20 protein-coding genes are annotated in these 22,593 nt (G+C 58.1%); 13 read left to right on the top strand and 7 right to left on the bottom strand.

What is annotated here, in order from left to right; all coding sequences use genetic code 11:
- Positions 1 to 97: 97 nt before the first annotated feature.
- Positions 98 to 2,785 (bottom strand): aconitate hydratase AcnA, encoded by a 2,688-nt coding sequence (gene acnA, locus CU100_RS01330; protein WP_106714762.1) that lies wholly within the window; start codon positions 2,783 to 2,785, stop codon positions 98 to 100.
- A gap of 293 nt (positions 2,786 to 3,078) precedes the next feature.
- On the opposite strand from acnA, the gene ccmA reads away from it, so the two are divergent.
- Genes ccmA through CU100_RS01305 form a run of 5 tightly spaced genes read left to right on the top strand, consistent with a single transcriptional unit; the run spans position 3,079 to position 5,948 of the window.
- A complete protein-coding gene (gene ccmA / locus CU100_RS01325; protein ID WP_106714761.1) occupies positions 3,079 to 3,687 on the top strand; it encodes a heme ABC exporter ATP-binding protein CcmA in 609 nt (202 codons plus the stop codon).
- A complete protein-coding gene (gene ccmB / locus CU100_RS01320; protein ID WP_106714760.1) occupies positions 3,687 to 4,352 on the top strand; it encodes a heme exporter protein CcmB in 666 nt (221 codons plus the stop codon). The genes ccmA and ccmB overlap by 1 nt, the downstream gene beginning before the upstream one ends.
- A 47-nt stretch (positions 4,353 to 4,399) precedes the next feature.
- Positions 4,400 to 5,182 (top strand): heme ABC transporter permease, encoded by a 783-nt coding sequence (locus CU100_RS01315; RefSeq protein ID WP_106714759.1) that lies wholly within the window; start codon positions 4,400 to 4,402, stop codon positions 5,180 to 5,182.
- Positions 5,179 to 5,352 (top strand): heme exporter protein CcmD, encoded by a 174-nt coding sequence (gene ccmD, locus CU100_RS01310; RefSeq protein WP_106714758.1) that lies wholly within the window; start codon positions 5,179 to 5,181, stop codon positions 5,350 to 5,352. The genes CU100_RS01315 and ccmD overlap by 4 nt, the downstream gene beginning before the upstream one ends.
- Positions 5,349 to 5,948, top strand: coding sequence for a DsbE family thiol:disulfide interchange protein (locus tag CU100_RS01305; protein WP_106714757.1), 600 nt, complete (start codon positions 5,349 to 5,351; stop codon positions 5,946 to 5,948). The genes ccmD and CU100_RS01305 overlap by 4 nt, the downstream gene beginning before the upstream one ends.
- Before the next feature lie 7 nt (positions 5,949 to 5,955).
- Here CU100_RS01305 and CU100_RS01300 read toward each other — a convergent pair whose 3' ends face one another.
- The 6 genes from CU100_RS01300 to CU100_RS01275 form a co-directional block, all read right to left on the bottom strand.
- A complete protein-coding gene (locus tag CU100_RS01300; protein WP_146141785.1) occupies positions 5,956 to 6,381 on the bottom strand; it encodes a hypothetical protein in 426 nt (141 codons plus the stop codon).
- A gap of 116 nt (positions 6,382 to 6,497) precedes the next feature.
- Positions 6,498 to 7,160, bottom strand: a complete 663-nt coding sequence (locus CU100_RS01295) for a septation protein A (protein WP_106714755.1) — start codon at positions 7,158 to 7,160, stop codon at positions 6,498 to 6,500.
- Positions 7,160 to 8,572 (bottom strand): signal recognition particle-docking protein FtsY, encoded by a 1,413-nt coding sequence (ftsY, locus tag CU100_RS01290; protein ID WP_106714754.1) that lies wholly within the window; start codon positions 8,570 to 8,572, stop codon positions 7,160 to 7,162. The genes CU100_RS01295 and ftsY overlap by 1 nt, the downstream gene beginning before the upstream one ends.
- Positions 8,573 to 8,595: 23 nt before the next feature.
- Positions 8,596 to 9,879, bottom strand: a complete 1,284-nt coding sequence (mtaB, locus tag CU100_RS01285; RefSeq protein WP_106714753.1) for a tRNA (N(6)-L-threonylcarbamoyladenosine(37)-C(2))-methylthiotransferase MtaB — start codon at positions 9,877 to 9,879, stop codon at positions 8,596 to 8,598.
- Positions 9,879 to 10,772 carry a diaminopimelate epimerase gene (gene dapF / locus CU100_RS01280; protein WP_106714752.1) on the bottom strand — a complete coding sequence of 298 codons (894 nt, stop codon included), beginning with the start codon at positions 10,770 to 10,772 and terminating at the stop codon, positions 9,879 to 9,881. The genes mtaB and dapF overlap by 1 nt, the downstream gene beginning before the upstream one ends.
- Before the next feature lie 132 nt (positions 10,773 to 10,904).
- A complete protein-coding gene (locus CU100_RS01275; protein WP_245418896.1) occupies positions 10,905 to 11,702 on the bottom strand; it encodes a siderophore-interacting protein in 798 nt (265 codons plus the stop codon).
- Positions 11,703 to 12,047: 345 nt separating this feature from the next.
- Between CU100_RS01275 and CU100_RS01270 the strand changes: the two genes are divergently transcribed.
- From CU100_RS01270 to CU100_RS01235, 8 genes are all read left to right on the top strand, one after another.
- Entirely contained in the window at positions 12,048 to 12,584 is a 537-nt protein-coding gene (locus CU100_RS01270) for a protease inhibitor Inh/omp19 family protein (protein ID WP_106714750.1), read from the top strand.
- A gap of 45 nt (positions 12,585 to 12,629) precedes the next feature.
- A complete protein-coding gene (zapE, locus tag CU100_RS01265; RefSeq protein WP_106714749.1) occupies positions 12,630 to 13,817 on the top strand; it encodes a cell division protein ZapE in 1,188 nt (395 codons plus the stop codon).
- Between the two features lie 357 nt (positions 13,818 to 14,174).
- Entirely contained in the window at positions 14,175 to 15,137 is a 963-nt protein-coding gene (gene mdh, locus CU100_RS01260) for a malate dehydrogenase (protein WP_106714748.1), read from the top strand.
- A gap of 70 nt (positions 15,138 to 15,207) precedes the next feature.
- Positions 15,208 to 16,404 carry an ADP-forming succinate--CoA ligase subunit beta gene (sucC, locus tag CU100_RS01255; RefSeq protein ID WP_106714747.1) on the top strand — a complete coding sequence of 399 codons (1,197 nt, stop codon included), beginning with the start codon at positions 15,208 to 15,210 and terminating at the stop codon, positions 16,402 to 16,404.
- A gap of 3 nt (positions 16,405 to 16,407) precedes the next feature.
- Positions 16,408 to 17,322: a succinate--CoA ligase subunit alpha gene (gene sucD / locus CU100_RS01250; RefSeq protein WP_106714746.1), complete on the top strand. Its 915-nt coding sequence runs from the start codon at positions 16,408 to 16,410 to the stop codon at positions 17,320 to 17,322.
- 181 nt (positions 17,323 to 17,503) lie between these two features.
- A complete protein-coding gene (locus CU100_RS01245) occupies positions 17,504 to 20,524 on the top strand; it encodes a 2-oxoglutarate dehydrogenase E1 component (RefSeq protein ID WP_106714745.1) in 3,021 nt (1,006 codons plus the stop codon).
- A gap of 106 nt (positions 20,525 to 20,630) precedes the next feature.
- Positions 20,631 to 21,920, top strand: coding sequence for a 2-oxoglutarate dehydrogenase complex dihydrolipoyllysine-residue succinyltransferase (odhB, locus tag CU100_RS01240; protein WP_106714744.1), 1,290 nt, complete (start codon positions 20,631 to 20,633; stop codon positions 21,918 to 21,920).
- A gap of 73 nt (positions 21,921 to 21,993) precedes the next feature.
- Complete coding sequence (locus tag CU100_RS01235; RefSeq protein WP_245418895.1) at positions 21,994 to 22,575, top strand: hypothetical protein; 582 nt, start codon at positions 21,994 to 21,996, stop codon at positions 22,573 to 22,575.
- The last annotated feature ends 18 nt before the right edge of the window (positions 22,576 to 22,593 follow it).

Below are 22,593 nucleotides of genomic sequence, written 5' to 3'. Positions count from 1 at the left end.
GTCACTTTGAGGTGAATTCGATCACGTTTCCAGCCTGCACGGGCGGAAGGCCGCCGGATTCCCGGCGGCTCATCTATTTCGGATGCTTTTGCTGCGATCAGGCGGCAAGATCGCGCAGAACGTACTGCAGGATGCCGCCGTTCTTGAGATATTCCAGCTCGTCGATCGTATCGATGCGGCAAATCAGCGGCACCTGTCTTACCCCGCCATCGGCGTAGGTGACCGTAGCGAACGTCTTCTGGCGTGGCTGGATCGTGGCAAGGCCTTCGATGGAGATGATTTCGTCTCCCTTGAGCGCCAGCGACTGCCAGCTTGTGCCATCTTCGAGAACGAATGGCACAATGCCCATGCCAACCAGGTTCGAACGGTGAATTCGCTCGAAGGACTGGGCAATCACGGCACGAACTCCGAGCAGGCTTGTGCCCTTGGCTGCCCAGTCCCGCGACGAGCCATTGCCGTATTCAACGCCAGCGAAGATCACCAGAGGGACGTTCTCGCTGCGATACTGCATGGCGGCATCGTAGATTGGCATCTCTTCCTTGGTAGGATAGTGGATCGTGTAACCGCCTTCGCGGCCATTTTCGCCAAGCATATAGTTGCGGATGCGGATGTTGGCGAACGTGCCACGCATCATGACTTCATGGTTGCCGCGGCGCGTGCCGTACTGGTTGAAGTCCAACGGCGCCACGCCATGGTCGGTCAAATATTGTCCCGCCGGTGAAGCGGCCTTGATAGAACCGGCCGGAGAAATGTGGTCCGTGGTGATCTTGTCTCCGAACAGCCCAAGGATTCGAGCACCCTTGATATCGTTTACCTTGCCCGGCGTCTTGCCCATGCCAACGAAGTATGGCGGATTCTGCACATAGGTGGATTGATCGTCCCAGGCATAGGTCTGGCCGGCCGGAACCTTCACCGCCTGCCAGTTCTCATCGCCCTTGAACACGTCCGCATATTTGGCTGAGAACAGCTTCCGCGTAACGTTCCTGGTGATGAACTCCTGAATCTCATGCGACGAGGGCCAGATATCCTTGAGGAACACCGGATTGCCGTTCTGATCCTCGCCCAGAGGTTCGGTGGTCAGATCCCGGGTCACGGTACCCGCGAGGGCATAAGCGACGACGAGGGGTGGCGAGGCAAGGTAGTTTGCCTGCACATCCGGCGAAACCCGTCCCTCGAAGTTGCGATTGCCCGACAGGACGGCTGCCGCGATCAGGCCCTTGTCATTGATTGTCCTCGAGATCGGCGCCGGTAGTGGACCGGAATTGCCGATACAGGTCGTGCATCCGAAGCCGACCAGGTTGAAGCCCAGTGCGTCGAGCGAATCCTGCAGCCCGGCGCTTTCGAGATAGGCCGCGACGACCTGTGAACCCGGTGCAAGCGATGTCTTGACCCAAGGCTTGGACTTCAAGCCTCTGGCAACGGCGTTGCGGGCGAGAAGGCCTGCCGCAATCAGCACGCTCGGGTTCGATGTATTGGTGCAGGACGTAATCGCCGCGATGGCAACATCGCCATGACCGAGATCGTAATCCTCACCTTCCACCTGATAGCGGGCATCAAGCTGCGTGGTCTTCTTGTATTCCTTCTGCAGGGACTCGTGGAAGCCCGACGCAATTCCTTCAAGTGCGATGCGGCCTTCGGGGCGCTTTGGCCCGGCCATCGAGGGTACGACGGTGCCGAGATCAAGCTCCAGCGTATCCGTGAATACAGGATCGGCGGAACCGGGTTCGCGCCACATGCCCTGGGCTCTGGAATAAGCCTCGACGAGAGCAAGGCGTTCTTCGTCGCGTCCCGACATGTGCATGTAGTTGATGGTTTCGCCGTCTATCGGGAAGAAGCCACAGGTCGCGCCATATTCCGGACCCATATTGCCAATCGTAGCGCGGTCCGCCAGCGTCATGCTCTCGAGGCCAGGCCCGTAGAACTCGACGAATTTCCCGACAACGCCCTTCTTGCGCAGCATCTGCACGACCGTGAGAACCAGATCGGTCGCTGTGACACCTTCCTTGACCTTGCCGGTCAGCCGGAAGCCGATGACTTCGGGCAGAAGCATCGAAACGGGCTGGCCGAGCATGGAGGCCTCGGCCTCGATACCGCCTACGCCCCAGCCGAGAACGCCGAGGCCGTTGACCATGGTCGTGTGCGAGTCGGTCCCGACGCAAGTATCCGGATAAGCGACGGTCACGCCATCCTCTTCCTTTGTCCACACGCCCTGCGCCAGATATTCGAGGTTGACCTGATGGCAGATGCCCGTGCCGGGCGGAACCACGCGGAAGTTCTTGAATGCCTGCTGGCCCCATTTCAGGAAGCGGTAACGCTCGCCATTACGTTCGTACTCCAGATCGACATTGCGCTTGAAAGCCTGGGGATTGCCGAACTCGTCCACGATAACGGAGTGATCGATGACGAGATCGACAGGAACGAGCGGATTGATCTTCTCAGGATCACCACCGAGATTGACCATTGCGTCGCGCATTGCTGCAAGATCCACGACTGCTGGAACACCGGTAAAGTCCTGCATCAGGACGCGCGCTGGACGATAGGCAATTTCTGCGCCGGCGCTGCCGCGGTCGACGAGCCATGCGGCCACAGCCTCGATATCCTTCTTGAAGACCGAGCGGTTGTCTTCAAAGCGAAGCAGATTTTCGAGGAGAACCTTCATGGAAAATGGAAGAGCTGAAATACCTTCCAGACCGTTCTTTTCGGCCTCGGTCAAACTATAATAAACGTATTCCTTGTCCCCCACAGTGAGGGTTTTACGACATTTGAAACTGTCAATCTGAGACATTTTTGCGTTCGTCCTTATGCTGAGGCCTAAACCCGGGACGAACGCCTTTGCCGCGTTTCAAGGACGCGCTAAGGTGCGGGTGCAGTCATTTCCGCTGTCCGTCCCGCTACAGTTCCGAAAACCGGCGCCTGCATTTCGAGATCGGCCAAAATGGTTTCCACACCGACCGCTGGTATGGTTGACAGCTATATAGAGTTTTTCACCGATCTGTGCCAGACCGGAATTGTTCAAAAGTACATGCTGCGTCGAAATGATCGCGCGGTGTTTCACAAGTGTCAAAAAGCGGATCTTTCATGCGGTTGGTTGCTGAAAAGCTGGGTGGGGAGAGGGGTGGCGAGCTGCTGTTTCACGGGCTCGATTTCATGGTCTCCGCCGGTGAAGCGCTGCTGGTAACCGGCCGCAACGGTTCGGGTAAGTCGACGCTGTTGCGAATCATCGCGGGGCTGCTTGCCCAGGCGGAAGGGACGCTTCGGCTCGAAGGTGAACCAGCCGCGTTTGAGGGGCTCGCAGCCGCAGCCCATTACCTCGGGCACCTCAACGCCATGAAACAGGTTCTGAGCGTCCATGAAAACCTGCATTTCTGGCAATCGTTCAACGGGAGAGGGAAGTACTCGATAGCCGAAGCACTTGAACGCGTCGGTCTTGGTGAAATCGGTCACCTTCCCTTCGGCTATCTTTCGACCGGGCAGAAGCGCCGTGCGAGCATCGCCCGGCTCCTGACCAGCGAACGTCCGGTCTGGCTGCTCGATGAACCAACAGCAGGATTGGACAAAGCGTCGGAGACCCAGTTTGCCGCGCTTATGCAAGAGCATCTGGCACGGGGCGGATTGATCGTTGCGGCGACCCACCTGCCGCTGGGACTTGCCGGATCAAAGGAACTGGCGCTGGGAGCCCCCTTATAATGGGCGCATTGTTCCTGCGCGACGTCCGGCTGGGATTACGCGCCGGCGGCGGAGCCCTGGTTGGCATATTGTTCTTTCTGGCGGTGATTGCGGTAGTTCCCTTCGGGGTTGGTCCGGATCTGAAGCTGCTTGCGCGTATTGGCGCGGCCATGCTCTGGGTCGGTGCGCTGCTTGCTACCCTGCTTGGTCTCGACCGCCTCTTCCAGGCGGATCGCGACGATGGTTCGCTTGATCTATTGATCATGGCCTCGGAGCGCCACATGCTGCCACTGACGATCCTCGTCAAATGTCTCGCGCACTGGTCCGTAAGCGTTTTGCCGCTTGTCATCGCTTCACCGTTGCTTGGCCTGTTCATGAACATGGAGCCCGCAGCCATTGGCGCGACGGCCTTGACGCTTCTGGTTGGTACGCCTGCGATCACGCTGATCGGTGCCGTTGGCGCTGCGGTTGCAGTTTCGCTGCCTCGCGGCGGGCTTCTGGTTTCCGTCATCATTCTGCCGCTGGCGATCCCGGTGCTCATATTTGGTGTGTCTGCGTCCTATGGCGCAGTTGAAGATCCCGCGCCATTTCTGGCACCCTTCCTTATTCTCGGCGCGATTACGCTGTTCTTTGCGGTGCTGGGACCAGTGGCAGCCGCCATAGCATTGAGGTCTTCGGCTGATTGACTCAGTGACGATTTGCGAAAAGGGCATCAGAAAGCTAAGAGATTACCATGAGCGATGCGATATCCAAGACCGGGCGATGGATTGATCTGGCTAACCCCACGCGGTTTTTAAGCTTCGCCGGGGCCGTTCTGCCATGGCTCGGCGGGCTGACCCTACTCGTTCTTGCGGTCGGATTCTGGATGTCGATCAACGTACCCGACGACTACCAGCAGGGCTCGACCGTTCAGATCATGTTCATCCATGTGCCATTCGCCTGGCTGTCGATGATGTGCTATACGATCATGAGTATCGCGGCGCTCGGAACCCTCGTATGGCGTCACCCTCTGGCTGACGTTTCCGCCAAGGCCGCCGCCCCTATCGGTGCGGTGTTCACGGCGCTCGCACTCATCACGGGATCGCTCTGGGGAAAGCCGATGTGGGGCACGTGGTGGGTCTGGGATGCGCGGCTCACCTCAGTGTTTGTCCTGTTTCTGATGTATCTCGGGATCATTGCCCTTACCCGCGCCATGGATGACCCGGCGAAGTCGGCGAAAACCACTTCTATTCTCACCCTCGTCGGTTTCATCAATATCCCGATAATAAAGTTCTCGGTCGATTGGTGGAACACGCTGCATCAGCCCGCATCGGTCTTGCGGATGGGCGGATCGACGCTCGATCCATCCTATCTGAGGCCATTGCTGGTGATGGCGATCGGATTTACGCTTCTCTTTTTTACCCTGCATATGATGGCCATGCGCAATGAAATCTGGCGCCGCCGCGTCGTGGCAATGCGCCGTGTCGCAGCGCGCAATGCCGAACGGGGCCCGGCAAAGCAGCAGGAGGTGCGATGATGGGCCATGCGGGTTTCGTGCTCGCCTCCTACGGCGCAGCAATCATCGTCCTTGCTGCCCTGATCGGCTGGATTCTAATCGATCAACGGATCCAGCGGCAAGCGCTCCAGGAGCTTGAATCACGCGGCATACGTCGCCGGTCCGAGACAAAGATGGATAATCCGTCGTGACCAGTCAGGAACAAGTCGAAAAGCCGACGCGAAAACGCAGCCTGCTCTTTGTCTTTCTGCCGCTTATCCTGTTCATGGCCCTGGCCGCCGTTTTCGCGTTTCAGCTCGCGTCGGGCCGCGACGAATCGGTCATTCCTTCGGCGCTGATCGGCAAACCCGCTCCCAATGTGTCTCTTCCGCCAGTCAGCGGCCTGAACAAAGACGGCGCGTCCGTCCCCGGGCTCGATCCGGCATTGTTCAAGGGGCAAGTCACTCTGGTCAATGTCTTTGGCTCCTGGTGTGTGCCCTGCCGTGTCGAACACCCGCTGCTCATGCAATTGTCTCGGGATAAGCGATTTCGGCTCACCGGATTGAACTACAAGGATAAAACCGAGAATGTACTTGGCTTTCTGGCCGACCTCGGCAATCCCTATGAGGCAGTCGGAGCCGATCTGAACGGCCGCTCCGCAATCGAATGGGGCGTATATGGCGTTCCCGAAACCTTCGTGGTGGGAAAGGACGGCATCGTCGTCCACAAGCATGTCGGACCACTCACAGAGGCAGCCATCCGCGACGAGCTCATGCCTGTAATCGAGGCGGCGCTGAAGTATAAGTGACCCAGCTCTAGTTTGTCAGCATGGCATAGCGCCGGACCCAACCGGCCGCGCGGGTCGCAGCTTTCGCCGTGCTGTCATATGCGTGCGTAAGGGGGACAGTGATCATCCGATAGCCGGAGGGAGTCTTCTTTGCCACCATGACAGGCGTAATTACAGGTGTGCCGAGAGCAATCGTTTCGATTGGCCGGTCTCCAGCGGGCTGTGGAACGATGAAGGAATGGCTGGCAACCAGCGGCCCGGCATGGGCTTTCACGGTGCAGCTCGCTGTGATCAACGGGTAGTCGCCCTTGGTATTCTGGCGGATTTGGCTTTCCTGATCCGCTCTGCACCGCTCGATACTGGTCCATCCAGCATCTGCGGTCTTTATGAATTCGCAAATTTTCGCATCGCAGTCGCAACCCATCAAGGTCATCACGATGAGAGCCGTTTTCATGGAATGCGTCCTGTAGGATCCGTTGCCGTTAAAACGTTCATGAGCGCGGATCACGGCGGGATTTCGTCGCGATCAGGCGGAAATCATGACCATCTCAACCGGATTGTGGCAGGTGGTCAGTCCTTGGTCGTCGCCTTCTGGACTGCAGGCTCGACGGAATATTTCATGATAAGCGGCATCTGCGCGAAGGTGAAAAGCAGGGTGATAGGCATCGTGCCCCAAACCTTGAACGCTACCCAGAAATCCGTGGAGAAACTGCGCCAGACGACTTCGTTCAATACGGCGAGAAACAGAAAAAAGATGCCCCAGCGCATCGTCAGCTTGCGCCAGCCCTCGGCATTCAGCTTGAAGGCGCTGTCGAAGACATAGCCGAGCAGGGATTTGCCGAAATACAGCCCGCCAAGCAGAATGATTCCGAACAATGAGTTTACGATTGTCGGCTTCATCTTGATGAAAGTTTCATTGTGCAACCACAGCGTCAGCGCTCCGAAGATCAGCACAACTATGCCGGAAACCAGCGGCATGATGGGCAGGCTGCGGACAAGAATCCAGGAGGCAGCGAGCGCAATCGCCGTTGCCGCCATGAAAAGCGCTGTCGCGATGAATATCGGCTCCCCTATATTGGCAAGCACGGGAAAGCGCTCCATCAGCCAGGCGCCGCGGGCGTTGGCGAAGAAGAAGACCATCAGCGGGCCGAGTTCCAAAGCCAGCTTGAGCAGTGGGTTGATTTCCTTGCGGGCAGGATCAGATGGATCGGTTTCAAATATTGGCTGTTCCATCAGGCAACTCCTGCGATGGCTTTGGCAAAATCACTCGCGGCAAAGGGTTCGAGGTCTTCGACCTGCTCACCCACGCCGATGAAATAGACCGGCAATTTGTGTTTTGCCGAGATTGCGACAAGAATGCCGCCGCGCGCCGTGCCGTCAAGCTTGGTCATCACGAGACCATTGACGCCGGCGATGTTCTTGAAAATTTCGACCTGGTTGAGCGCATTTTGCCCTGTCGTTGCATCAAGCGTCTGCAGGACGGTATGCGGCGCTTCCGGATCGTTCTTGCCCAGCACACGAACGATTTTAGCGAGTTCGTCCATGAGCTCGGCCCGGTTTTGCAAGCGACCCGCCGTGTCGATGATCAGTACGTCGCTTCCTGCTTCCTTCGCTTGCTTCCAGGCATCGAAAGCCAGGCCGGCAGCGTCCGCGCCGAGTTTTGAGGATATAACAGGTGCTCCGGTGCGCTTGCCCCATATGTGCAATTGTTCGATGGCCGCCGCGCGAAACGTGTCGCCGGCTGCGAGCATGACGTTGAGGCCGCCGGCTGTAAGCTTCGCGGCAAGCTTGCCGATTGTCGTGGTCTTGCCGGTACCATTGACGCCGACAACGAGAATGACATGCGGCTTGTGCGAAAGGTCGAGCTCGAGTGGTTTGGCCACCGGGCCCAGCACCTTCTCGATTTCCGACGCCATGATGGTGCGGACTTCCTCGGTGCTGATATCCTTGCCGTATCGGGTCGCACTCAGGGCGCCGGTGATGCGGATGGCCGTTTCCATACCAAGATCAGCCTGAATCAGCACGTCTTCCAGATCCTGCAGCGTGTCCTCGTCGAGCTTGGCCTTGGTAAAGATGCTGCCGATTGAATCACCCAGTTGCTGGGATGACCGGAATAGCCCTTTGCGCAAGCGCTCGAACCAGGACAGCCGTCGTTCCGGTTCCGCAATGGACGGCTGTTCAGCCAGCTTCTCTTCGACCGTCTTGCGAACAGTTACTTTCGAAGGTTTGGGTGCAGCGCCGGGTACTGGTGCTTGCGCTTCTTCGGCAACGGGAGTCTCTGGTGCATTACCCTGCACGGGCTCGATTGCCGCCTCGCCCGTGGGGGGTACGATCTCATCGCTTGCCTCGGATAATTGCTCAACCACCGATTCGATTTCGGCCGGTTCGACGATGACGGGCTCAATTTCTGGCAGAATTTCGGGTTGGTCGGCCAACTCTTCCGTGTGCGGCTCCGGAACAAGCGGCTCCGCGTCAGCGGCAGAAGTTTCAACGGGCTCAGCTGGCCTTTCCTGGACGGCCATATCTTCGTAAAGCTCTTCGGTAGTCGGTAGCTGATCGAGCTCGGCTGGAGACTTCTCCGCCGGAACTTGTTCGACCTCTTTGTTGCCGAAGGAGAAAATCTTCTTGATGAAACCCAGAGCCATGAAAACTGCTTTGCTGATTAAGGTTATGCTGCGGGCTGGCTGCTATCATTGGCCAACAGCTTCTCGCCGTCATGGCCATTGATCGAGCGCCGGATGATTTGGCCGGGCATTCCGTCATCGACCGCAACGAGCGTAAAGCCTTCAGTACGGCCCAGACCTTCACGTTCGACGAGGATGTTCTGTGTGGTGCCAACGAGACATTGCAAATGACGGCGATAGGCGGCCTCGCCCGCAGCCCGCAGTCTTGCTGCGCGTGTCTTGACTGTCTGGCGGTCTAGCTGCGGCATGCGCGCCGCCGGTGTTCCCTCGCGCGGGCTGAACGGGAAGACGTGCAGATGCGTCAGTCCGCATTCTTCGACAATGCGGATGGAGTTCTGAAACATCTCGTCCGTCTCGGTCGGGAAACCTGCGATAATATCCGCTCCGAAGACGGTATCAGGTCTGATTTTGCGCACGTCCTCGCAGAACCTGATCGAATCTTCGCGCAAATGGCGACGCTTCATACGTTTGAGGATCATATTATCGCCGGACTGCAATGAAAGATGCAGATGCGGCATCATGCGTTTGTCACTCGCCAGTGCTTCCATCAATTCGTCGTCGGCTTCAATGGAGTCGATGGATGAAAGGCGCAGCCGCTGAAGATCGGGGACCTCCTTCAGAACCGTCTTGACCAGCTTGCCGAGGCGAAGATTACCCGGCAGGTCGGGTCCATAGCTGGTCATGTCCACGCCGGTCAGCACGACTTCGTTGTAACCATTGCCGACGAGGCGCTTTACCTGTTCGACCACGCCGCCCATCGGAACGGAGCGGGAGTTACCCCGCCCATAGGGTATGATACAGAAGGTGCAGCGGTGATCGCAGCCATTCTGCACCTGAACGAACGCGCGCGCACGACCTTCTATCGCATCCACCATATGCGAGGCGGTTTCCCGCACCTCCATGATGTCGTTGACGCGCACCTTCTCGAACTGATTGACGCCGAAATCCGGCAGCATCCGATAGGAATTGGATTTCAACTTCTCCTCGTTGCCTAGCACGAGATCGACTTCGTCCATCGCGGCAAACTCATCCGCACCTGTTTGAGCGGCGCAACCGGTAACGATGATCCGCGCTTGCGGGTTGTCCCGGCGTGCCTTGCGTATGGCTTGTCGCGCCTGGCGAACAGCTTCGCTGGTTACGGCGCAGGTATTGAAGATGATCGCGCCATCGGCCAGCGTACCGAGGCCAGCTGCGTCGGCCTCTCTTTTCATGACTTCCGACTCGTAGGTGTTGAGACGGCAGCCGAAAGTGACGACATCGACAGCCATCAGGCAACTCCCTGCGAAGTCGCAGCCTCATCGCGCTGCCAGGCTCCGGTTGCGGGGTCCAGGCTTCCCGAAAATTCCCATTCTGCCGGTCCGGTCATGATCACATGGTCGTTCTCACGCCATTCGATCGAAAGCGGTCCGCCCGGGACAGTAACGGTTACGGCTCGATCCGTGCGTCCGGTACGAGCAGCCGAAACGGCAGCCGCGCAGGCAGCAGAACCGCAGGCCTTGGTCAGACCGGCACCGCGTTCCCAGGTACGAAGGGTGATTGCGTTGCCGCTCGTCACATGAGCGATCGAGATATTTGCGCGTTCCGGAAAGATCGGATGGTTCTCGAGGAGCGGCCCAAAGCGCTCAAGATCATAGGTCCATACATCCTGGTCCACCCAGAAGATCGCGTGCGGATTGCCCATGCTGACAACCGAGGGCGAATGCAGGACCGGTGCATCGATCGGTCCGATCTGAAGCTCTATCCTGCGCGTGTCGTGAAAGGGTTCGGCGAGCGGAATGTCCTGCCAGTCGAAGCGCGGCGTGCCCATGTCGACGGAGATTTGCCCGTCTGCATGCTCGTGCGCGGTCAGGATTCCGGCAATGGTCTCAAAGGTGAATTCGCGCCGGCCCGTTTCGGAGCTCAAGGCCTGCACTACGCACCGCATGCCATTGCCGCAGGCCTGTGCTTGCGTTCCGTCGGAGTTGATGATCTCGATATAAGCTTCCGTGCCATCAGTCCTGGGCGCGTGAATGGCCATGATCTGGTCAAATTTTGTCGCTTGATCCCGGTCGAGCGCAATCGCCGCTTCAGGCGTAATCCGGTCCGTACGCAAGCGCATGTCGGCAACGATGATTTCGTTGCCAAGTCCGTTCATCTTTGCAAATTGCGCGTATACTGCCATGCCTTCGCTAGCCTGTAATAACCGTCTTCTGTCGATAGAAGGCTTATATGGCGGAAAAGGGGAGGAAATGCCAGTGCCGGCGCGCAGCAATGCTTCGCGGCAATCGCGCGGGCACTCCCATTTTGCGGATGGTCAGTGGGGCTCGTGTGCGTCGGCTACGCCGCGCAGCCAGTAACCGGCCGCTTTGACCCACTCGGCATCAAAGCTCCGTTGTTCAACGAGATGATTCCGCACCGCCTTCGAGACATTGCTTTCGGCGGCAATGAAGGCGTAGCAGTCCCCGCCCGGCAGCTCGATCTCTGTAATTTTTTGCAACAGCAGATCGTTGTTGCCAGCCTCCGCGCCGTCGCGATGTACCCAAGTGATCTCTGCACTGGCATCGGTTTTGAGGGATTGCTCCTCCTGCCTGCTGGCGACCTCGATCACCGCGACGGCACGCGCGGAAGATGGCAGCTCTTCCAGGCGGCGGCTGATCGCTGGCAAGGCCGTCTCATCGCCTGCAAGCAGATACCAGTCGAAAGCATCGGGAATGATCATCGACCCGCGTGGACCGCCAATCACGATCTTCTGTCCGGTCTTTGCCTGCGCGGCCCAGGTCGAGGCGGGTCCATCACCGTGCAGGACAAAATCGATATCGAGCGTATTGGTGGCAGCGTCGAATGCTCGCGGCGTATAATCGCGCATTTCAGGCCGCGGTCTGTCCGGTGGGAAAGCGAGACCTTCAGGACCCATTACTGGCATGACGGGATCGCTGCCGGCTGGCGGGAAGAAGATTTTGATATGATCCGCATAGCCAGGGCTAATGAAGCCCGCAAGCTGGTCGCCAGCAAGTGTCACACGCAGCATCATCGGAGTGATACGCTTTACTGCTTGCACCTCGAGAAGGCGCAGGCGGGTTTCGTGGCGAATTCGTTGGGGAGCTTTATTCATGAGTTGCATCCTCATGAATTATCGCACGGGTTCGGCTCGCGCAATGGATGCTGGTACACATTTCCGTCATAGCCTCCAGCAAATGGATAAGACTTTATTCACTTTGAAATGATTGAATTGGTTAATGTCGCGGGTCGGGGTTGATCTGCGGCAAGCTCTGGAGGGTGTGGCGATATTGTCAGCTCCGCCATTTTTTGGTGGTCTGACGTGAAAACTCGGCCGAAAAAACATCGGTTTTTGCGGAGAGCGGGTTGAAATTTCGCCGGGTTCGCCATTGTATCATGGTCACGCGCGCCAAATGGAATCCCGTTCTGAGTTCAAATGCGCAGATGGAGAATTGAAGTTATGGGGACTTTGAAAGTCAATTTGCTGGCCGTAGCCGCCGTTGGCATGGTGCTGGCGGGATGCCAGAGTTCGCGAATGGACCCTGTATCCTCGGGGCCGGCGCCGCTTCAGCCCGCGCCTTCCGGCTCCGTCAGTCAAAGCCAGTTGCCGCCGCCCGGCGGAGCCAATCAGTTTCCGACTGCTCCTTCTACCAACACCAATACACCGACCACGCCTGGAAACACGCAGGTCGCCGCCCTTCCCCCGGAAAACGCGCCTGACCTGACCGCCGGCAGCGTAGCCGGTGTCTGGAATGCCTCCATGGGCGGCCAGAGCTGCAAGATTGCGACGCCGCAGACGAAGTTCGGCCAAGGCTACCGCGCCGGTCCTCTCCGCTGCCCCGGCGAACTTGCCAACCTCTCGTCGTGGGCCGTGAGCGGCAAGCAACTCACGCTCTATGATGCAGCTGGTGGCACGGTGGCCAAGCTCTATTCGTCCGGTCAGTCGAGATTCGATGGCCAGACTTCCGGCGGGCAGAACGTCAGCCTGTCACGTTAGCAAACTAGGAGCGCGCCTCAGGCGCGCCCGGAGACTGCACCTCGCATGTCGCACGACAATCTGAAAGTCTTTCCATCGGTGCGCGAGCGCTACGAGTCGCTTGTGCAGGCCGGGGATCTCGACGCTGATCCTTCGCAGCAGCGGCTTGCAAGCCGCTTCGACCGTCTCATCCATGACCTCGCGACCAAGCGCCTTGCGACAAAGTCCAGCGCGCTTGGTTGGCTGTTCAGCCGAAGGGCGCCAAGGCACGACATCGTCAAGGGCCTTTATATTCATGGGGATGTCGGGCGCGGCAAGACGATGCTGATGGACATGTTTCACCAGCTCGCGCCTGTCAAACGCAAGCGGCGCGCCCACTTCATCGATTTCATGGCGGATGTCCATGATCGTATCAATGCGCATCGCCAGGCTTTGAAGAACGGCGAGACGAAACAGGAAGATCCCGTCCCCCCGGTTGCCGATGCCTTGGCGGAACAAGCCTGGGTTTTGTGCTTCGATGAATTCACGGTGACGGATATCGCCGACGCGATGATCCTTTCCCGTCTGTTTCGCGCGCTGTTCGAGCGAGGCGTGGTTCTTGTCGCGACGTCGAACGTCGCGCCGGACAATCTCTATCGCGATGGGCTCAATCGCCAGCTGTTCCTGCCATTTGTGGATCTTCTGAAAGTTCACGTCGACGTCGTCAACCTCGATGCCCGCACGGATTACCGTCTGGAGAAGCTGAACCGCATGCCGGTTTTTCTTTCGCCGCTGAACGATGAAACGAGCCGGCTGATGGACGAAGCGTGGCACGCCGCAACCGGCGGCGCCACCATCACGGAGGATAGCGTCAAGGTCAAAGGCCGCACGGTCATCATTCCGCAAGCGGCGCGGAACGTCGCGCGCTTCACTTTTGCCGATCTGTGTTCGAAGCCGCTCGGAGCGGCAGACTATACCGCCATCATCAAGCGCTATCAGACCATCTTCATCGATTCGGTGCCGGTGCTCGACCAGCCGAGACGCAATGAAGCCAAGCGCTTCATCATCCTGATTGATATCCTTTATGACCACCATGTTCACGTGGTGATCTCTGCGGCCGCCACCCCCGACAAACTCTACATCGCAAAGTCAGGTACCGAGGCCTTTGAATTTGATCGGACGGCGTCGCGGTTGTTCGAAATGCAGAGCCAAGATTATCTGGCGCTAGCAGGCAAACTCGAGCCTGCCACGGAGGCGCGGTCCGCGGGTATTTGAAAGCCAGCGGACGGCATTTGCGGCCTCGCCGATCGTATCGAGCACTGACAAGCACCTGCCGGCATCTGCGCAGGAAAATCGACTTCGGCGCGAATTAAAGCGGTAACGAAAAAAGTTCATGATTATAGCCTATACATAGTAATGCAAGCTGACGATGTTGACGTTTACGTAAATCCCATCAATTCTAACCGATTGAATTCATTGAGGGGAAAATTTTATGTTGAGTTATTTTTGAAAGAGGAATATTCGAACGTCCCAGCGCGAAGACATGTGGTGAGGCTTGCCAGTGGGCTGCCGGAACATTGCGATGTGTCTTTTGGCGTCCCGTCAAGACTTCAGATCAGGGAAGTATCCAGCATGGCTCGTAACAAAATCGCCCTCATCGGTTCAGGCATGATCGGTGGAACGCTTGCACATTTGATCGGCCTCAAGGAGCTCGGCGATATTGTGCTCTTCGACATCGCAGAAGGTATTCCGCAGGGCAAGGGACTGGACATTGCCCAGTCGTCTCCCGTTGACGATTTCGACGCCAACCTTGTCGGCGCCAATGATTATTCGGCAATTGAAGGCGCGGATGTGGTAATTGTCACCGCCGGCGTGCCGCGCAAGCCAGGCATGAGCCGCGACGATCTTCTTGGCATCAACCTCAAGGTCATGGAACAGGTTGGAGCGGGCATCAAGAAATATGCCCCAGGCGCTTTCGTGATCTGCATCACCAACCCGCTGGATGCCATGGTCTGGGCGTTGCAGAAGTTCTCCGGCCTTCCGAAAAACATGGTCGTCGGCATGGCGGGCATCCTCGACAGTGCGCGCTTCCGTTATTTCCTTGCTGATGAGTTCAAGGTTTCGGTCGAGGACGTTACAGCGTTCGTCCTCGGTGGTCACGGCGACAGCATGGTTCCACTTGCACGCTACTCGACCGTTGCCGGTATTCCTCTGCCCGATCTCGTCAAGATGGGCTGGACCAGCCAGGAAAAGCTGGATCAGATCATTCAGCGTACGCGTGATGGCGGTGCCGAAATCGTCGGCCTGCTGAAGACGGGTTCTGCCTTCTACGCGCCTGCGTCGTCAGCGGTTCAGATGGCAGAGGCGTTCCTGAAGGACAAGAAGCGCGTTCTTCCCGTCGCGGCTCACCTGTCCGGCCAATATGGTGTCAAGGACATGTATGTCGGCGTTCCCGTGGTGATTGGCGCCGGCGGTGTCGAGCGCGTAATCGAAATCGACCTCAACAAGAGCGAACAGAAACAGTTCGAAGCTTCGGTTGCTTCCGTCGCCGGTCTCTGTGAAGCTTGCATGAACATCGCACCCAACCTGAAGTAGCCCCGCCTCGAACCCATCCTGAAACGATCCTGCGCCTGCGCGTCCGGATTATTCGTAGAGGAAATACCACATGAACATTCACGAATATCAGGCCAAGCGGCTGTTGCACTCGTTCGGTGCACCGATTGCCAATGGCGTCGCCGTGTACTCGGTCGAACAGGCGGAAGAATGGGCAAAGACGCTTCCCGGACCGCTTTATGTGGTCAAGAGCCAGATCCATGCGGGAGGGCGCGGCAAGGGCAAGTTCAAGGAACTCGGCCCTGACGCGAAGGGCGGCGTACGTCTGGCGCGATCGGTCGAGGAAGTCGTCGCCAATGCCAGAGAAATGCTCGGCAACACGCTCGTGACCAAACAGACCGGCCCGGCCGGCAAGCAGGTCAATCGTCTTTATATCGAGGATGGTGCCGACATCGAGCGCGAGCTTTATCTGTCGATCCTGATTGATCGTGCCAAGGGACGTCCGGCTTTCGTCGTTTCCACCGAAGGCGGCATGGACATCGAAGGTGTTGCACATGACACGCCCGAAAAGATCATCACTGTCTCGATAGATCCGGAAAAGGGCGTGACGGCGGAAGATACTGCCAGGATCAACGATGTATATGGTCTGTCCGGTGAAGCCAGAGCGGACGGCGAGACGCTTTTTCCGATCCTCTACAAGGCCTTCATCGAAAAGGACATGAGCCTGCTCGAGGTCAATCCGCTGATCGTCATGAAGGACGGACGCCTGCGGGTTCTCGATGCCAAGGTGTCGTTCGACGGCAACGCGCTGTTCCGTCATCCTGACGTCGTCGAACTGCGTGACACGACGGAAGAGGACGCCAAGGAAATCGAGGCATCAAAATACGACCTCGCCTATGTGGCACTTGATGGCAATATCGGCTGCATGGTCAATGGCGCCGGGCTCGCCATGGCGACGATGGATATCATCAAGCTCTATGGCGCCGAGCCGGCGAACTTCCTTGATGTTGGCGGCGGCGCCAGCAAGGAGAAGGTCACGGCTGCGTTCAAGATCATCACGGCCGATCCTGCAGTGAAGGGCATTCTGATCAACATATTCGGCGGCATCATGAAGTGCGATATCATTGCCGAAGGCGTGATCGCTGCGGTCAAGGAAGTTGGCCTCAAGGTCCCGCTCGTCGTGCGTCTTGAGGGCACCAATGCCGAACTCGGCAAGAAAATAATCAATGAAAGCGGCCTCAATGTCGTTTCCGCGGACGATCTCGATGATGCGGCGCAGAAGATCGTCGCAGCTGTGAAGGGGAACTAAGGCATGTCTATTCTGGTCAACAAGGACACCAAGGTTCTCGTTCAGGGCCTTACCGGCAAGACCGGTACTTTCCATACCGAGCAGGCTTTGGCCTATTACGGTACGCAGATGGTCGGCGGCATCCATCCCAAAAAGGGCGGCGAGACCTGGGAAAGCAACCTGCCGACCGGTTCGAGCGCGCAGCTGCCGATTTTCAGCTCTGTTGCAGAAGGTAAAGACCGTACCGGCGCGAACGCGTCGGTCATCTACGTTCCGCCTGCAGGCGCAGCCGAAGCCATCCTCGAAGCCATCGAGGCGGAGATCCCTTTGATCATCTGCATCACCGAAGGTATTCCTGTCATGGACATGGTTCGGGTCAAGGCGCGCCTCGACCGTTCCGCCTCGCGCCTGATCGGCCCGAACTGTCCGGGCGTCCTGACGCCGGAAGAATGCAAGATCGGCATCATGCCGGGTAACATCTTCAAGAAGGGCTCCGTGGGTGTTGTATCGCGTTCCGGAACACTTACCTATGAGGCAGTGTTTCAGACAACAAACGAGGGCCTCGGCCAGACGACGGCAGTCGGTATCGGCGGCGATCCTGTAAAGGGCACGGAGTTCATCGACATACTGGAAATGTTCCTTGCCGACGAAGCGACCAAATCGATCATCATGATTGGCGAAATCGGTGGCTCGGCTGAAGAAGATGCAGCGCAGTTCATAGCGGACGAAGCCAAGCGTGGCCGCAAGAAGCCCATGGCCGGGTTCATCGCAGGCCGCACGGCTCCTCCCGGTCGCACGATGGGCCATGCTGGCGCCGTGATCTCTGGTGGCAAGGGTGGCGCGGAAGACAAGATCGCAGCAATGGAGGCCGCAGGCATCCGCGTTTCGCCATCACCGGCGCAACTTGGCAAGACTTTGGTCGAAGTCCTCAAGGGCTGAGACTTCAGAGCAATTTCAGGAAAAGTGGGGACCGGTTTTCCCGGAATTGCGTAAAGACAAACTGTGAGAGCAATTCCGGCTACGAAGAAACGGAAATGCTCGATAGCGAGAATGAGCCGGGACGATTGTCGCCCCGGCCAAACACCACCAAAGGAGACGGAGCACGGCTCCGGTCACGAACATGGCACGTCAAGAACAGGCCAACGATCTTTTCGCTCTCACCTCATTTCTCTACGGCGGCAACGCTCATTATATTGAGGAACTGCACGCGAGTTACGAAAAGGATCCGGCGTCGGTGGATGCCGAATGGCAGGAATTCTTTGCAAACCTCAATGACAGCAAGGCCGACGTCATCGCCAACGCCAAGGGCGCTTCTTGGGAGAAGCCGAACTGGCCGATTGCTGGCAATGGCGAACTCGTTTCCGCTCTGGACGGTAACTGGGGCGAAGTCGAAAAGCATATTACAGACAAGCTGAAGTCCAGAAGCGGCAACGGCGCCGCCGCAACGAACGGCGCTGCAGCGCCGGCGGCCGTGCCTTCCTCGGACTCCGACATCATACACGCCGCTCGGGATTCGGTGCGTGCGATCATGATGATCCGGGCCTATCGCATGCGCGGTCACCTGCATGCCAAGCTCGATCCACTCGGCCTTGCCGAGGTCAAGGAAGATTACAACGAGCTCTCGCCCGAGAGCTACGGGTTCTCGCCTGCCGATTACGACCGCAAGATCTTCATCGATAATGTTCTTGGTCTCGAATACGCCACGATCCCGCAGATGCTCGACATCCTGCAGCGTACCTATTGCTCGACCATCGGCGTAGAGTTCATGCATATCTCGGACCCGGTAGAAAAAGCCTGGATTCAGGAGCGCATCGAGGGGCCAGACAAGGGAGTCGCCTTCACGGCGGAAGGCAAGAAGGCCATTCTGTCGAAGTTGATCGAGGCTGAAGGCTTCGAGCAGTTCATCGATGTCAAATACAAAGGTACCAAGCGCTTTGGTCTTGACGGTGCCGAGTCGCTGATTCCGGCGCTCGAGCAGATCGTCAAGCGCGGCGGCTCGATGGGACTGAAGGAAATCGTTCTGGGCATGGCCCATCGCGGCCGCCTCAATGTTCTCAGCCAGTTCATGCGCAAGCCGCACCGGGCGATATTCCACGAGTTCAAGGGCGGGTCGTACGCGCCTGATGATGTCGAAGGCTCCGGCGATGTGAAATATCACCTCGGTGCCTCGTCCGATCGCGAGTTCGACGGCAACAAGGTTCATCTGTCGCTGACAGCCAACCCGTCCCACCTCGAGATTGTCAATCCGGTCGTGATGGGCAAGGCGCGTGCCAAGCAGGATCTGCTGGCGGGCCGCGACCGCGACGAAGTTGTGCCACTGTCGGAGCGCTCCAAGATCATGCCGCTGCTCTTGCACGGCGATGCGGCATTTGCCGGGCAGGGCGTGGTGGCTGAATGTCTTGGCCTCTCGGGTCTGCGCGGCCACCGCGTGGCCGGCACGGTGCATTTCATTATCAACAACCAGATCGGTTTCACGACCAATCCGCGTTTCTCGCGGTCCTCGCCCTATCCGTCCGACGTGGCAAAGATGATTGAAGCGCCCATCTTCCACGTCAATGGCGACGATCCGGAAGCGGTGGTCTATGTTGCGAAAATCGCCACCGAATACCGCATGACCTTCCACAAGCCTGTCGTCATAGACATGTTCTGCTATCGTCGGTTCGGCCACAACGAGGGCGACGAGCCTGCGTTCACGCAGCCGCTGATGTACAAGACCATTCGCGGCCAGAAGACGACCGTGCAACTCTATTCGACCAAGCTCATTCAGGAAGGTCTCCTGACGGACGGCGATGTCGACAAGATGCGCGCCGGCTGGCGCGAGAATCTCGAGCAGGAGTTCGAGGCAGGTCAGCATTACAAGCCGAACAAGGCCGATTGGCTGGACGGTGCCTGGAGTGGCCTGCGCACTGCGGACAACGCCGATGAACAGCGGCGCGGCAAGACCGGCCTGCCCGTGAAGACGCTCAAGGAAATGGGCCGGAAACTCGCCGAAGTTCCGGCGGGGCTCAATGTGCACAGGACCATTCAGCGCTTCCAGGACAACCGCGCCAAGATGATCGAGACCGGAGAGGGCTTCGACTGGGCAACGGCGGAAGCATTGGCATTTGGCTCGCTTGTCACCGAAGGTCATCCGGTCCGTCTGTCGGGTCAGGATGTCGAGCGTGGCACGTTCAGCCAGCGTCACTCTGTGCTGTACGATCAGGATACCGAACAGCGCTATATTCCGCTCAACAACCTGCAAAAAGGCCAGGCGATCTACGAAGTCATCAATTCGATGCTTTCGGAAGAGGCAGTTCTTGGCTTCGAGTACGGTTATTCACTGTCCGATCCGCGCGCCCTGACCTTGTGGGAGGCGCAGTTCGGCGATTTTGCCAACGGTGCCCAGGTCATTTTCGATCAGTTCATTTCGTCAGGTGAGCGTAAATGGCTGCGCATGTCGGGTCTCGTCTGCCTCCTGCCTCATGGCTATGAAGGTCAGGGACCGGAGCATTCGTCTGCGCGGCTCGAACGTTATCTGCAGCTGTGTGCGGAAGATAACATGCAGGTTGCGAATTGCACTACGCCGGCTAACTACTTCCACATACTGCGGCGCCAGATGAAGCGCGACTTCCGCAAGCCCTTGATCCTGATGACGCCGAAATCGCTGCTGCGCCACAAGCGTGCCGTCTCTTCGATAGGAGACTTCACCGGCGATTCATCATTCCACCGCCTGTTGTGGGACGATGCGCAGCTCCTCAAGGATCAGCCGATAAAGCTGCAGAAGGATTCCAAGATCCGCCGCGTCGTGTTGTGCTCCGGCAAGGTCTACTACGATCTTTACGAGGAGCGCGAAAAGCGCGGCATTGACGATGTCTATCTGCTGCGTGTCGAGCAGCTCTATCCATTCCCGGCGAAGGCCCTGATCACCGAACTTTCGCGTTTCCGCAATGCGGAGATGGTCTGGTGTCAGGAAGAACCCAAGAACATGGGCGCGTGGGCCTTTATCGATCCGTACCTGGAATGGGTCCTTGCGCATATCGATGCCAAGCACCAGCGCGTCCGTTATACCGGGCGTCCTGCTGCCGCTTCGACCGCAACGGGCCTGATGTCCAAACACGTTGCACAGCTTGAAGCATTGCTCGAAGATGCTTTGGGTTCGTAATGACCAGTCCATATTGAGAGGTCGCTGCAGTAGGCCAAATCCTCCGTCGCAGCAGACCTTGAAGAACGAACGCTAAGACAGATCACGATCAACGAGAGCTAAAAACATGGCAACCGAAATCCGCGTCCCAACGCTGGGCGAATCCGTTTCCGAGGCAACAATTGGCAAATGGTTCAAGAACGTCGGCGATGCGATTGCCGTTGATGAGCCGCTGGTCGAACTTGAAACCGACAAGGTGACCATCGAAGTTCCGGCGTCCTCTGCCGGATCGCTCGCCGAAATCACTGCGAAGGAAGGCGATACGGTCGAGGTGGGCGCATTGCTCGGCATGATCGGATCAGCCGATGGTAACGCTGCGGCCACGAAAGCGGAAGCAAAGCCGGAAGCTGCTGCCCAGGCAGCGGGTCCGGCCGCCGCCGCCACGACCAAGGAAGCCGAGGCGAAGACGGCCGAGGTTTCCGGCGAGCCCGAGATTGCCGAGCGCAAGCCGAGCGAGATGCCGGCTTCGCCCGCTGCATCGAAAATTCTTGCCGAGAAGGGCGTTGCTTCCTCCCAGGTCGAAGGTTCCGGCAAGCGTGGCCAGGTGCTGAAGGGCGACGTTCTGGATGCAGTTGCCAAGGGCATCAAGTCCCAGCCGGCCGCGCCGGAAGCACCGAAGCCGGCTGCTGCCCGCCCCGCATCGTCCGCCGACGACGCATCGCGCGAAGAGCGCGTGAAGATGACCCGCCTACGTCAGACGATTGCTCGCCGTCTGAAGGACGCGCAGAACACAGCCGCCATGCTGACCACCTACAATGAGGTGGACATGTCGGCTGTCATGGACCTGCGCAATCGCTACAAGGAAATCTTCGAGAAGAAGCACGGCGTGAAACTCGGCTTCATGGGGTTTTTCACCAAGGCAGTGACCCACGCTCTGAAGGAGATTCCGTCCGTCAACGCGGAGATCGACGGCAACGACATCATCTACAAGAACTTCGCCCATGTCGGCGTGGCTGTCGGCACCGACAGGGGCTTGGTCGTTCCTGTCGTTCGCAACGCGGACCAGATGTCGATAGCCGAGATCGAAAAGGAAATCGGCCGACTGGGCAAGGCTGCGCGAGATGGCGCTCTTTCCATGGCTGACATGCAGGGCGGTACGTTCACCATTTCCAATGGAGGCGTCTACGGTTCGCTGATGTCTTCGCCGATCCTCAATGCGCCGCAGTCCGGCATTCTTGGCATGCACAAGATCCAGGAGCGTCCCGTTGTCGTCGGCGGTCAGATCGTCATTCGCCCAATGATGTACCTTGCACTCAGCTACGATCATCGCATCGTCGACGGCAAGGAGGCGGTCACCTTCCTCGTTCGCGTCAAGGAAAGCCTGGAGGATCCGGAACGTCTCGTGCTTGATCTATAGGGGCAGCACTCCGTGGCGCGTCGTCCACAATGCGTGGGCACGCTTCATGGGGCAAGATTGCAGGTGTCCGGAGATGGTTAAACATTGGCGATTGATGCAGCCCGTTGCTCTCCCTCAGGGTGAGCTAGCGAAACCATGCACCAAGTCGAGGCTGCCGCGCATTCTCGCTGGATTCATGGGCTGTGTCCTATCCTCAGCCAATGCCTTTGCCGCCTGTACGCAGGACCGTGCCATCTATACCGACCGGGATGACAGCTACACGCTGACCTTCAGACAAGTGCCGGAAGACCAACCGGTCGCGACATCGAATGAATTTTCAATCGAAAAGAATGACAGCGATCTGAAACTCGATGGCGTGGTCATGTGGAACGAGGGCGTTGCACGACCCAACGGCATCATAATGTACAAGTGCCCGACCGGCGATGTGACCGGCGACGAGCTCCAGGCATGTACGGTCTGGCGCGGCGTCATCTATGCCCTCAAGGAAGGGGCCGACGCTGACCTCCTGCCACAGGCAAAGGAACCGGCTGCGCAGGCTTTGCTGCTGCCCGACTTTTCGAGCTCTATGAGCAGCTTCGATTTCAAATCCCAAAAAACCATCGAGACCTTCCCTTGGGAAGTCTTTCGCTTCAAAGAATGCGTGCCGGAACAGTAGTTCATCGGTGCCGCGCAA

Source organism: Phyllobacterium endophyticum, from assembly GCF_003010935.1.
In the GTDB taxonomy this organism is placed as follows: Bacteria; Pseudomonadota; Alphaproteobacteria; order Rhizobiales; family Rhizobiaceae; genus Phyllobacterium; species Phyllobacterium endophyticum.
The sequence above is the reverse complement of the archived record's forward strand: the minus strand, read 5'-3'. Positions and strand labels throughout refer to the sequence as shown.